The following is a 13,431-nucleotide window of genomic DNA, read 5'->3' on the forward strand; positions in this document are numbered from 1 at the left end:
TATAGAGCTAAAAGCTAAAAACAAAAAACAGAAAACAAAAAGATATGGCTTTTGAAATAATCATGCCCAAAGCAGGTATCGACATGACCGAAGGGCAAATTGTGAAATGGTTGAAAAAAGAGGGCGACCCGGTGAAGGAAGGTGAGATTATCCTCGAGATTATGACCGACAAGACCAGTATGGAGATTGAGGCAGAAGCTTCAGGAATCCTGCTGAAAATCGTGCATCACAACGATGAAACGGTGCCGGTTACTACAGTAATTGGTTATATTGGGAATGAAAATGAATCGGTAGACATCCTGATGCCTGAAGAGTTTGAAGATACCGGGGCCGAAGAAAGCGAAGAGGATAAACGGATGATCCGCCTCGAGGACAGTTACAACGTGGCGGTAATCGGTGGCGGACCGGCAGGCTATGTGGCCGCCATCAGGGCAGCTCAGCTGGGAGCCAAGGTGGCTATAGTGGAGAAGGGCGTGTTCGGGGGTACCTGCCTCAATGTGGGTTGTATACCATCAAAAGCTTATCTGAAGAATGTAGAAATAGTGGAGCATATCAAGCATGCCGCAGCCAGGGGAATCATCATTGAGAATCCGGAGATCAGAATCGATATGGAGAAGGTGGTGGCGTTCAAAAATGGCGTGGTGAAAAAACTTACCAGCGGCGTGGAGGCTTTGTTGAAATCTAACGGTGTGGATATCTACAAGGGATTTGGGAAGATCAATAAGAATAAAGATGTGGTGGTGGATGATGCAAAGATCATCAAGGCCGACAAGATTATTCTTGCCGGCGGCTCCAAGGTATTCATGATCAACATCCCGGGTATTCAGAACGATAAGGTGCTGACGAGCGACGACCTGCTCGACATAAAAGAGGTTCCCGAAACCATGGTAGTGCTGGGAGGCGGCGTGATTGGTGCCGAAATGGGACTTTCCTTCGCGGGACTTGGCTCGAAGGTGATCATTGTGGAGATGATGGATCATATTGTATCTATGTTTGACGAGGATGTGACTGAAGAGCTGACCCGATTAATCAAAAAGAAAGGAATTGAAGTGGTCACATCGGCCCGGGTTACCGAGGTGGTTGACAAGGGAGATAAGCTTGAGATCAAGATTGAAGGCAAGGATTCTGTCATAGCCGATAAGGCACTGCTGGCAATAGGGCGTGTACCTGATCTTGAAGCAGTGGGAGAAGTGAAGTTTGAGACCGAAAGAGGCAGGATCAAAGTGGATCAGTATATGGAGACCAGTGTGAAGGGTATTTATGCTCCGGGCGACATCAATGGGATCAAGATGCTGGCGCACGTGGCCTTCCGCATGGGTGAGGTGGCAGCGGATAATGCAGTGAAAGGCAATCACCGCCAGGTGAAGCTGCTCTCCGCACCATCGGTGGTCTACACCCTGCCCGAAGTGGCCATGGTGGGACTGACGGAGGCGCAGGCACGGGATAAGTATGGTGACGATATTCGCATCGGACGTTTTAACTTCAATGCCAATGGCCGTGCTTTGGCATCGAGTGAAGCGGAGGGTTTCGTGAAGGTGATCGCCGACAACCGCTATGGCGAGGTGCTGGGTGTACATATCCTGGGACCGTCGGCTGCAGAACTTATTACCCAGGCTTCCCTGATCATGGAGATGGAGATTACCGTGGAGGAGGTGGTGAACACCATTTATGGCCATCCCACTTACTCGGAGGCAATCTTCGAGGCTTTTGCCGATGTGCTGGGTGAAGCGGTGCATATTATTCCGAAGAAAAAGAAATAATATCAGACAGAAGTTCTTTGTTTGCAATTAAGTCGCCGACTGTCGAAATTTTGTGACTCATTATCGCTCGCGCGAGCTGAAGAGTAGAACTATTTCGTAAGTTAAATGAGTAGAAGGCTCGCTCATTTTTCATGACGGGCCTCCACAAAATATCTGAATGTCTCCGTCTTGATTGCAAGCAATAAAGGAACTACGGAAGAAACATAAACTTGAATTCTAAGGGGATCGGTTCGGGCTTACAACAGCCGGAATTGATCTTCTTTTTTTACCTTTGCACGGTTTAATTTTTTAAAGGATAACCAATGATATATATCGTCAGTCAGTCGAACAAGCCCGACTTTAATATCGCGCTGGAGGAGTATTGTTTTAAACAGATGACGCAGTTCGATAAGATTTTTATTCTGTGGATCAACGAACCTTCCATCATTGTGGGCAAGAATCAGAATACCCATGCCGAGATCAATGAAAAGTACGTGAAGGAGAAGGGTATCCATGTGGTGCGCCGTATTTCGGGTGGTGGTGCCGTTTATCACGACCTCAACAACCTGAACTATACCATCATCTCCAACGAGGATTGTGACAGCAGGAGGTTCGACTTTAAAGCCTTCTCCGAGCCGGTGATTCAAACATTAAAGGATCTGGGCGTAGAAGCTCAGTTTACGGGCCGGAACGACATCACCATCAACGGTAAAAAGATCAGTGGCAATGCGCAGGCCTATCTCGGAGGGCGTGTGATGCACCACGGATGCATCCTCTTTGATGTGGATCTTACGGTACTCTCAAAGGCATTGGAATCATCGGATAAGATTGTCGATGCCAAAGGGGTGAAGTCGGTGCGCAGCCGCGTGGACAACATCCTTCCTAACCTGCCGGAGAAGATTACCGTGACCGAGTTTGCGGATAAGATTCTGGCACACATGAAGCAGAAATACCCGGAGATGAGGGAGTACCTCTTCAGCGATGAGGAGTTGGTGGCCATTGAAGAAAGGCGCCGCAAAAAGTTTGGCAGCTGGACATGGAATTTTGGCAGCAACCCCACTGCGGAGATCGTGCGTGAGCGACGTTATCCCGCGGGGAAGATGCAACTGTTTATCAATACAAAAAAGGGAGTTATTGAGGATGTCACTTTCTATGGTACTTTCTTCGGGGTGAGGAGTGACCTTGCCGAGGTACAGCATCTTCTGAAGGGAGTAAAATATACTCCCGGCGAGGTCCGCAAAAGACTCTCCTCTTTCGATATCTCTCCCTATTTTTCAGGTTTCTCCATCGATGAACTTACCGATGCCATTGTGGGCTAATGCTTCATCATACGCTTCCATTTAAAGTAACCAAAGACGGAAATGATTGAATAGATGGCAAAAAGGATTGAGGTGGGGTAAAGCCCCTTCCAGAGATAGAGCCCGCACGACACAATATTTACCATGAACCAGAACAGCCACTGCTCTACACGCTTGCGTGCCAGCAACCACATTCCGAGGATGCTCAGGGCGGTGGTAAAGCTGTCGCCATACGGAACCGGGCTGTCGGTGTATCGCACCAGAATATAAGCGATAGCAGCAAAAAGAGCTACACCCACCACCGCGAGCGGTAACAGATGGCGCCGCGGGGTGTGGGTGACGGGCAGCTCCCTCTCTTCCTGTTGTTTGTGCCGTGTCCAGTATATCCAGCCATAGATGCTGGCGAAAAAATAGTACACATTTATTCCCATATCGGCATAAAACTTGCTCTGGAAGAAGATCCACACGTATACCACCGGCATCACGACGCCCACCGGCCATAGCCATTTGTTGGCTTTGTATTCGAGATACAAATAAAGCAGGCCGATGACGGCGCCGATAATTTCGATGGATTGCATTTAAAATCTTATTGTGATGCTTGCCAGTGCGTTTGTTCCCGCCTGGGTAAAGTAACGCTTTTCATTAACCCGTTTCCCGTCCAGGTAGTAGCTATACCAATTGTAACCGTTTGTTTCGTACTCCACATTAAACAGGTTGTTTACCCAGACACCCAGGGTCACCGACTCGAGATGGGGAAGATCAAAGGAGTAGCTTGCGCGCAGGTTGTTCACGAAATAGGCATCAATACTGCGTTGCTTGCTGGAGGTGTTATCCAGATACTGTTGCCCCACATAATTGCTGTGCAGGGCTGTTTCGAAACCGCGGTAGGAGAACGAAAGGATGCTGTTGGCGATGATGTCGGGGGAGTAGGCGATGTTCGTGTTACCCAGCTCGTTGGATCGGGAGTCGACCCAGTTCCAATCTGCATCGTATACATCGACATCCTGCTCCACAAAATTCTTAATCTTGTTTTGACTGAATGTGACGTTGCCATCCCAACGCAATAAGGGGCTTATTTGTACGCCTCCGGTCAGTTCGATTCCCGCGCGGTGGCTGTCGGGTATATTGGTCGTTAGCATCTCTCCTATTTCGCTGATTTTCCCTGTGAGAATCAACTGGTTGTTGTATTTCATATAATAAATATTCGCACCGAAACTGGCGACAGGAGATTGATATCGGTATCCTATTTCGGTATCGTACAACCGCTCACTGGTAGGCTTGTCGTTGGGTCCCGCGTCGGTGTAGTTGTTCCTGTTTGGTTCACGGTTGGCCACGGAGAATGAAGCGTAGAGGTTGTTCCGGTTATTCAACCGGTAGGTTGTACCCACTTTGGGGTTGAAGAAGGAGAAGGTATGCTCTTGCGTGATATCGCGCATCGCGTTTGCCGTTTCATCGTATTTATCATCCTTGCCCCGCATGTCATACGCTATGTAGCGGTATTGTGCATCGGCATATACAAACAGATCACGTATCGGCTCCACATTTAATTTCAGGTAAATGTTTGCATCATTTTTTTTACTTTTGCTGCGATACCACTCTTTGTCGGGGTCGAAACTGTTTGGATGGCGTACCCACAAGACTTTCCCGAAGTGATCACCTTCATACGAATTTGCGCCTCCACCGAAGATCAATCCGAGTTGCTCCCGTGTATAATTCAGCGCGAAGGTGGCTCCGTAGAAGTCGTTATCGAGCCATTTTTGGCGGATAAGATCCGTTTTTTTCCGTTCCACGCCGTTTTCCACGGCAGGGGTGAGCAGGTATTCAACATACTTCCGGTCTGTTCGGTATTCCTCATAAAAGCCCTTCCCCGCCGTGTAATGCAAAGCTGCGTTAAGATACAGGGATGGGGAGAACTGATGCATGGCATGCAGTTGGTAATGTGTTTGGGTATAATTGTCGGTTTGGTTATTGTAGAACTTCACATGGCCTTCGTCATCGGTATACCGCCCCAAATCGTTGTAGCTGCGTGAGTAGTTCAATGGATCGCGTCGCACCAGATCCAGGTCTACACCGTTCCAGGCCTGGTATGTTTTTTCTTTCCCTCCGAATGTGACAAATTTAAGAACGGTATTTTCAGCCAGATATGCTCCGGCGAGATAATATGAGCGCATGTTTACCGATGCCCTGTCGATATACCCGTCGGAGGCGATTGTTGAATACCGTCCATCTATGGCGAAACGGTTGTTGATAAGGCCTGTACCCGCTTTCAATGTGTTGCGGCTGGTATTGAATGAGCCGTAGGATGAGCCAATTTCGGCATATGGCAACCGGCTCACGTTCTCGGTCTGCATGTTCACGCTCGCGCCGAATGTTGCGGCACCGCTTGTGGATGTTCCCACGCCCCGTTGTACCTGGATGGAAGAGAGAGAAGAGGCGAAATCGGGCATATTGACAAAGAAAACACCATGTGATTCCGAATCATTCAAAGGTACGCCGTTTACGGTGATGTTGATACGATTGGCATCCGTCCCGCGTATGCGAAAGCCGGTGTAGCCGATACCTGTGCCGGCATCGGAGGTAACGATAACAGAGGGTTCGAGAGACAAAATGTAGGGAATGTCTTGTCCCGAATTGCGTTCGGAGATAGCACTCCCGGTAATGTTGCTGTGTGTCACGGGTGTGTTGCTTCCTGCCCTTGTAGCCGAGACAACCACCTCTTCGAGCTGGATGTGATTGAGGCTGTCGGGCGCTGCTGCTTCCACTGGTGAGGATCCGGAATTGGCCGAGGCCTGATAACCTGCTGATAGGCTTATCAGCATAAACAATAAAAATACCTTTTTCATTTTCTTAAAAATTTTAGATGAATCTTGCCATACAGCGGATTCATCGGTTGTTAGTGAAATAAAAAAGGGGAATAATATAAGATGTATACCATAGAAAGCGTCACTGGAACGTGAGCACTTTTTTTTCCCTCCGCCGGCATTATCCGGATCAGGTAATTTGGGTATGATCTCAGCCCGTATATGTGGGGCACCCCTGTTAAGGGGCAAAGGTAAGTACTTTTATACAATAAACAATGAATCCGGACATTTTAACATCTTGAACGGCTCCCACATGTATCATTCTGTTTCTTCATATACCTCACCTTTCAAATAATTGAGGCTGGATTTGAATTATCTGCTTATTTATTTGTAATTTCGTTCACTTTAAACGTTGGGGCTTTAAAATTGTCGAACAAACGATGAGTGACGAAGATAAACTGACAGTGGAAGATCAGATGATTGAAGAGGAATTTCAGGGGTTACTGAATGACTACCTGAATTCCAATCATCGGCGGAAGGTGGATATCATCACCCGGGCTTTTAACATGGCGAAGGAGGCACATAAAGGTGCCCGGCGCCGGTCGGGTGAGCCTTATATTATACACCCCCTGTCGGTAGCCCGCATTGTTTCCCGGGAGATGGGACTGGGGTCGACTTCCATCTCTGCCTCGTTGCTTCATGATGTGGTGGAAGATACCGACTACACTGTGGAAGATATACGTGCCCTGTTTGGCGACAAGATTGCGCAGATTGTGGACGGACTGACCAAGATATCGAGCGGAATGTTCGGGGAAAACGTGTCGGCACAGGCTGAGAATTTCAGGAAGTTGCTGCTCACCATGTCCGACGATATCCGGGTGATTCTGATCAAGATAGCCGATCGTTTGCACAATATGCGCACACTTTCTTCCATGGCGCCTACCAAACAGTTCAAAATTACCGGCGAGACATTATATATATATGCCCCGCTGGCTCACCGGCTGGGGCTGTTTGCCATCAAAACCGAACTGGAAGAGCTCTGTTTCAAGTATGAACATCCCGAAGCTTTTGCCGACCTTACTAGAAAGATTGAAGAGACGGCGCCTGAACGCAATAAAGTTTACGAGCATTTTGCAGTCCCGGTAGTCAGGGCTCTCGATAAGATGGATATCACCTACGAAATGCGAGCCCGTGTAAAATCGGTATACTCCATCTGGAATAAGATGCAGACCAAGGGTATTGAATTCGGTGAGGTGTATGACCTCTTCGCGGTGCGTATCATTTTTGAGGTCTTCCCCGGTATGGACGAGAAAAAACAGTGCTGGGATATTTATTCGGCCATCACCGATATCTATAAGCTACGTCCCGACCGTATACGGGACTGGGTAAGCCATCCTAAGGCAAACGGCTATCAGGCTCTCCACCTCACCGTAATGGGGCCCGATGGGAAGTGGATTGAGATACAGATCAGAAGTCGCCGGATGGATGATATTGCTGAAAAAGGTTTTGCAGCACACTGGAAATATAAGGAAAACAGGATTGAAGAAGACAATGAACTGGATAAATGGTTGAAAACCATACAGGAGATACTCTCTAATCCGAATCCCAATGCCATTGACTTTCTGGATACGGTGAAGATGAATCTTTTCTCATCGGAAATATTCGTGTTTACCCCCAAGGGGGAAATAAAAACGCTGCCGCAGGGTGCCACCGCACTCGATTTTGCCTATACCATCCATACCCGCATTGGTGATCATTGTCTGGGGGCGAAGGTAAACCATACCCTGGTGCCACTTAGCCAACAGCTTCGCAGCGGTGATCAGATAGAAATACTTACCTCCCAGTCGGTCAACCCCCAGCCTGAGTGGCTTAACTTCGTGACGACAGCCAAGGCACGGACAAAGATTGAGGCCTCTTTGCGCCGACAGCGCCGCCGCATTGCAGAGATTGGAAAAAATATGCTTGAAGAGTTGTTCAACAAGGAACCCATAGACAATACTTTGTTCAACAAGATTCTGCATGCCTACAAAGCCGAGAATAAGGAAGACCTTTATTTTCTGATCGGAAACAACGACATAACACTACCGGCCAGTAAAAATGCTTTTTTTAAGATAAGGGAGGAACCGGAAAAACAGGACAATCTGTTTGTGCGTTACATGAAGCAGGCCATGAATGCCATCAAGAAGCCTTCGTCCGATCAGAGAGGCATGAAGAAAGACGTTGAACCGCCCACTCTGAGGCCGGAACAGGAGAAATTCAGTGTGAACAGGAAAGAGGTTTTCCAGCTTACCGAAGTGAAGTTCCGGAAAAACTTTATTGTACCTGCATGTTGTAACCCGTTGCCGGGCGACGATGTATTTGGGTATGTCACGGAGAAGGAAGAGGTGGAAGTGCACAAACGTTCCTGTCAGACAGGACTGAAGCTGAAATCGAGTTTTGGCGACCGCATTATTGCCGTGGCGTGGGGCGACTACCGTCAGTACTCATTCCTAGCCTCCATCGCGTTTACCGGGATCGACCGGATCGGTATTCTCGGCTCCATCCTGGCCAAGCTCGCAGAAGATGTGGTGGTAAACATACAAAGTGTGAATGTGTCTTCAAAAGATGGTATCTTTGAGGGAATCTTTAACCTGCACGTGCACAGTGCGGAAGAAGTGAATCAACTCTGTGCCAAGATAGCAAAAGTGGACGGCGTAAGCACCGTCCACAGATCTCCTCTTTAAAAATTACACCGGGCGAAACCGGCATGAACGGGTTTATCTCTTCGTTTTTCTTTTTCTTCCAAAAAGGAACGAACTTACTTTTTTTGCAGCAAAGGCGAGTATGGCCGGTTTTGCTATTCCCCAGGCGATGGATCCTATCAGTGGCATATTCGATAACGCGAAGTTTATCCAGGGATTTGCCCTTTTGGTGACAAACGGCGTGAGGGCGTGGGAAGATCCTCCAGACAAATTATCCATTGTTTCAGCAATTTTCGTCTTGACCGAGGAGGACACCCCTTTGGTGAGCATCGATCCCCAGTTGTCGTTCAGGTACTGTAGTTGATAAGCGAGTCGCCGGCTGGCAATGGCACGTTCCTCTCTCAATCGTTTTTTTTCCAAACGCAGTTCTTCGAGCGGAGTTAGTTTATAAGTACTCATTTCTTGCTGTTTTTGTCATCATTATTGTCGTTCTCCATGAGAAACCGTATCACACGGCTGGTGAATCTTTTTCTGAACGGCCTTCCTGAAGCCAGGATAATGAGGAATACAAGCAGCGTAAACGCTGCTACGATACCGAATCCTAGCCAGATGCTCTGCAGAACTTCACCCAGATAAAGTCCTGCTGTTACCAAAATGAACAAAAGTGCGAATAGCGCTGTGGCGGCTAAAATGAAACCGTATAAGATAGTCGATGCACTCAGGCTGATTTTTTCATACGCTTCCAGTTTTCCGAGCTCAAGGGTACTGGTGATAAATTTGGCTATATCATTCCGCATCTCCTCGAACAACGTACTTACTTTTTTTTCTTCCATCGTCTCCCGGGGGTTTGAAAATCATTTATTGTTTGGCAAGCTCTTTCTTTGCAATTTCTGCAATGTCATCGATATCTTCCTTTAAATCATGCACTTCACTTTTGCCTTTGTAGATGGCAGACTTTACGTTTGCTTTTATCTTATCTGCAAGCTCATTGGCCTGTTCAAGCCATTCTTCACGCTTATCGGTCCCCATAATGTAGCCTACGGCAGCACCCAGTGCAATGCCAATTCCTAAACCTAATAATAATTTTGCTTCTGATTTCATAATTTTTGCGTTTAATGGTGAATACTTTTTTATACTATAGTCGGTTCGTTCATTGAAAACCTCATTACTAAAGCATTTTGGCTTCCTACATGAATGTAAAACGTTTTTTTGCCAAAATTGTTTTTACAAATGCATGGGAATCTGTTCCGGGTCAATCGGCATCCACGGAAGTCCCAAGCAATGTGGCCGGGGTGAAGCCGGTTATCTTCACCTTCACAAATTCCCCTATACGGTGGTTCTTTTTATCAATAATGACCACTTTATTCTGGTCTGTACGACCAAAAAGTTGTTCACGGGAGCGTTTTGAGAAACCTTCAGTCAGTATTTCAAATTCCTTTCCCATATCCTTCTCGTTGCTTTGGCGTGACAACTCCAGCTGCAAGTCGATGATCTCCTGCAGGCGGCGGTTTTTAATCTCTTCGGGTATATTGTCTTCCAGCCTTTTTGCCGCGTAGGTACCCGGCCGCTCCGAATATTTGAACATGAATGCCGAATCGAATCCTACTTCCTTCATCAGTGACAGCGTTTCCTGGTGATCTTCTTCTGTTTCGGCATGAAAACCACACATGATGTCGGTCGACAGGCCGCATCCGGGGATGATCCGTTTTATGGCAGCAATTCTTTCGAGATACCATTCCCTGTTATAGCGCCGGTTCATCAGCTTGAGCATACGTGAGCTTCCCGACTGCACGGGCAGGTGGATGTAGTTGCACAGGTTCTTGTATCGGGCAATGGTTTCCAGGGTTTCGTCGTTCATGTCCCATGGATGTGAAGTGGTAAAGCGGATGCGCATTTCGGGTGCTTCTTCCGACACCATGGCCAGCAATTCATGGAAACCAATGGTTTTACCATCCTCATGGTAGCGGTATGAATTTACATTCTGTCCCAGAAGAATGGCTTCCCTGAATCCTTTGTCGCGCATGATACGCAACTCGTTGAGGATACTCTCCGGCTCGCGGCTTCGTTCCCGCCCACGCGTGAAAGGTACGATACAGTAGGTGCAAAACTTGTCACAGCCACGCATAATTGAGATGTATCCGGAGATATTGCTTCCTTCAAGCTTCAATGGAACCACATCCTTGTAGGTCTCCGTTTTTGAAAGTTCGATGTTCATTGCTTTTTCACCACGCTCAGCAGCGCCCACCAGGTTTGGAAGATCGAGATAGGCGTCGGGCCCTGCCACCACATCCACATGGTAGCGGTCTATCAGTTCAGATTTGGCCCGTTCTGCCATACATCCCAGTACACCCACAATAAGGTGATCTTTTCGTTTTCTTTTCAATGAATTGAAATATTCCAGACGCTGAATTACTTTCTGCTCTGCGTTTTCCCTGATGGAACAGGTGTTCACGAAAATGGCGTCCGCATCCCGGTCATTATCCGTCAGTGTGTAGCCGTCCATTTCCATGATGGAAGCCACTACCTCGGTGTCGGCCACGTTCATCTGGCAACCATAAGTTTCAATAAAAAGTTTTTTATCTGTTGTTTTATCTGTTTGCATGATTCATTTTTTTAGCTGCGATTGATTTTTTTATCTGCCGAAATGTTAAAATATTCATTTTGTGGATGGAAAAGTTGGATATAAATATTCAATGTCCTATTTTTGTAATGAAAAAAATAAAAATTTTTTCATAGTTAAGGTTTTGGTTAAATATTCGGGAGTGACTGTGAAGTTACTCCCGGATTTTTTTATCACCAAAAACGCTTAATTACGCAAAAAATCACTATTTTTGTCCTGTTGCAAAATTAATCAAAATATGGAGTCTGGTGATATCATTTATTTAGTCCTTCTGGTATTTTTTATGATATTGGGATTTTTTAATGATTCCAGGAAGAAGAAAAATCAGCAGAAGCAGCAATCTGAAATGAAGCCACGGCCTTTTACTGAAACTTCCAGATCGTATGACGAGGAAGAGGAACTCGCTCCGTGGTTTGAACAGGAACCAGTAACCAAGACCCGGACTACACTCCCTCCATTGCCGGTTGTGCGTAATGAGACGGAAAGAACAACCTTCCGCTCTTCGATGGAACTGACTACCGATTTTGCAAAAGAATCATCACTGAAAGGTTCTATTTTTGTATACGATGCTGATTCTTCATACGAGAAAGATACCGATTCTGCTGATATAGCTGAAATGCAGGATGTAATGGCCGAAACTATTACCGACGGAAAAAAGCGAGGCTCACCACACCCGCTTGTGGCGGAACTCTATGGTGAATCGGGCCGCAATGAATTGATTAAAGGCCTGATAATCGGCGAAATCATTGGCAGGAAATACTGACTACACGTTTATTACATAAATATTATATGGCTTTAAAATTTATCAGTGCTGAAGAGGCTGCGTCTCTTGTGAAAGATAATGACAACGTAGGCTTCAGCGGTTTTACCCATGCCGGCTGCCCAAAAGTGGTGCCGGTAGAGATTGCCAAAAGGGCGGAGGCAGAGCATGCCCAAGGCAACTCTTTCAGGATTGGTGTTTTTACCGGTGCTTCCACCGGCGACTCCATCGATGGAGCACTTGCACGTGCCGGAGCGATTAAATTTCGTACCCCCTATCAGACCAACAAGGATATGCGTGCCGCACTGAACCGGGGTGAGTTTGATTTCTTCGATCTGCATTTGTCGCAGTTGGCACAGGAAATAAGATATGGCTTCCTTGGAAAAATAAATGTGGCCATCATTGAGGCATGTGATGTGACGGAAAAAGGAGAAATTGTACCGACCACCGGCGTGGGTATTACGCCCACGATCTGTCGCCTGGCAGATATTGTCATCGTGGAGCTGAATAAGAAAGTGCCAACGAAGTTACGCGGTATTCATGACATTTATGAGTTGCAGGATCCTCCCAAACGGCGTGAGATACCGATCTATGAGGTGCAGAGCCGGATTGGACTTGACTATGTGAAGGTAAACCCAGAGAAGATTTTTGTGGTAGAAACTGAAAAAGACGGTGAAGGGGGAGGCTTTGCTCCGCTCGACGAGGTCACGGCCCGCATAGGGAACAACGTGGCTGAGTTCTTCGTAGCTGAGATGAAAGCCGGACGTATTCCCGCCCATTTTCTGCCCATCCAGTCGGGTGTGGGAAACATTGCCAATGCTGTGTTGGGCTCCATGGGCAGTAATCCGGAGATACCCCGCTTCGAGGTATATACGGAAGTAATACAGGATGCGGTGATAGACATGATGCAGCAGGGAAATATCTCCTTTGCCAGTGGCTGCTCGCTTACTGTGAGCAACGAGGTACTGCACAGGTTTTACGATGACCTTGCTTTCTTTAAAAATAAACTGGTCCTGCGCCCCTCTGAAATATCCAACAATCCGGGCCTTGCCAGACGTCTTGGCATCATCGCACTGAATACGGCCATAGAGGTGGATATTTTCGGCAGCGTGAACTCCACCCACGTGAACGGTACCAAGATGATGAACGGGATCGGCGGATCGGGAGATTTCACCCGAAACTCCTATCTTTCGGTTTTCCTCACACCATCCACTGCCAAGAATGGATCTATCAGCTGCATCGTGCCCAAGGTGACACACGAAGATCACAACGAACACTCGGTGAAAATCATTGTCTCGGAATATGGGGTTGCCGATCTCAGGGGTAAAGGACCAAAGAACCGTGCAGTGGAGATTATCGAAAAGTGTGCCCATCCTGATTATCGTCCTCTCCTGCACGAATATCTGAGTCGTGGGGTAAAAGGGCATATTCCGCAGGATCTGTATGCCTGTTTTGCTTTCCATCATGCTCTGGCAGAGACGGGCAGCATGATGAACACCGATTTTTCGAAATATCGGAAACCCTGATTCTGA

11 protein-coding genes and 1 riboswitch are annotated in these 13,431 nt (G+C 47.3%); of the genes, 5 read left to right on the forward strand and 6 right to left on the reverse strand.

Features of this window, described 5'->3' with window-relative positions; translation table 11 throughout:
* Window positions 1-44 precede the first annotated feature (44 nt).
* Window positions 45-1,760, forward strand: coding sequence for a dihydrolipoyl dehydrogenase (lpdA, locus tag AC1HCU_RS01365; protein ID WP_480368127.1), 1,716 nt, complete (start codon window positions 45-47; stop codon window positions 1,758-1,760).
* Between the two features lie 302 nt (window positions 1,761-2,062).
* Window positions 2,063-3,058, forward strand: coding sequence for a lipoate--protein ligase (gene lplA, locus AC1HCU_RS01370; protein ID WP_480368129.1), 996 nt, complete (start codon window positions 2,063-2,065; stop codon window positions 3,056-3,058).
* Here the strand turns inward: lplA and pnuC are convergent.
* Window positions 3,055-3,615 (reverse strand): nicotinamide riboside transporter PnuC, encoded by a 561-nt coding sequence (gene pnuC / locus AC1HCU_RS01375; RefSeq protein ID WP_480368132.1) that lies wholly within the window; start codon window positions 3,613-3,615, stop codon window positions 3,055-3,057. The genes lplA and pnuC overlap by 4 nt on opposite strands.
* Entirely contained in the window at window positions 3,616-5,880 is a 2,265-nt protein-coding gene (locus AC1HCU_RS01380) for a TonB-dependent receptor (RefSeq protein ID WP_480368134.1), read from the reverse strand.
* Between the two features lie 108 nt (window positions 5,881-5,988).
* A riboswitch (TPP riboswitch) is annotated at window positions 5,989-6,085 on the reverse strand.
* Between the two features lie 193 nt (window positions 6,086-6,278).
* On the opposite strand from AC1HCU_RS01380, the gene AC1HCU_RS01385 reads away from it, so the two are divergent.
* Complete coding sequence (locus AC1HCU_RS01385; protein ID WP_480368137.1) at window positions 6,279-8,561, forward strand: RelA/SpoT family protein; 2,283 nt, start codon at window positions 6,279-6,281, stop codon at window positions 8,559-8,561.
* A 33-nt stretch (window positions 8,562-8,594) separates the two neighbouring features.
* Here the strand turns inward: AC1HCU_RS01385 and AC1HCU_RS01390 are convergent, their stop codons facing one another.
* From AC1HCU_RS01390 to miaB, 4 genes are all read right to left on the reverse strand, one after another.
* A complete protein-coding gene (locus AC1HCU_RS01390) occupies window positions 8,595-8,978 on the reverse strand; it encodes a hypothetical protein (RefSeq protein ID WP_480368140.1) in 384 nt (127 codons plus the stop codon).
* Complete coding sequence (locus AC1HCU_RS01395; protein ID WP_321722036.1) at window positions 8,975-9,352, reverse strand: phage holin family protein; 378 nt, start codon at window positions 9,350-9,352, stop codon at window positions 8,975-8,977. Before AC1HCU_RS01395 ends, AC1HCU_RS01390 begins: the two co-directional genes overlap by 4 nt.
* A 25-nt stretch (window positions 9,353-9,377) precedes the next feature.
* On the reverse strand, window positions 9,378-9,620 hold the full coding sequence (locus tag AC1HCU_RS01400; protein WP_480368142.1) for a YtxH domain-containing protein: 243 nt from the start codon (window positions 9,618-9,620) through the stop codon (window positions 9,378-9,380).
* Window positions 9,621-9,771: 151 nt separating this feature from the next.
* Complete coding sequence (miaB, locus tag AC1HCU_RS01405) at window positions 9,772-11,121, reverse strand: tRNA (N6-isopentenyl adenosine(37)-C2)-methylthiotransferase MiaB (RefSeq protein ID WP_480368145.1); 1,350 nt, start codon at window positions 11,119-11,121, stop codon at window positions 9,772-9,774.
* A 256-nt stretch (window positions 11,122-11,377) separates the two neighbouring features.
* Here miaB and AC1HCU_RS01410 point away from each other — a divergent pair, with 256 nt between their 5' ends.
* A complete protein-coding gene (locus AC1HCU_RS01410; protein ID WP_480368148.1) occupies window positions 11,378-11,902 on the forward strand; it encodes a hypothetical protein in 525 nt (174 codons plus the stop codon).
* 26 nt (window positions 11,903-11,928) lie between these two features.
* Window positions 11,929-13,425 carry a butyryl-CoA:acetate CoA transferase gene (locus AC1HCU_RS01415; protein WP_480368151.1) on the forward strand — a complete coding sequence of 499 codons (1,497 nt, stop codon included), beginning with the start codon at window positions 11,929-11,931 and terminating at the stop codon, window positions 13,423-13,425.
* Window positions 13,426-13,431 lie beyond the last annotated feature (6 nt).

The organism is Proteiniphilum sp. LBM24028 (assembly GCF_056629195.1).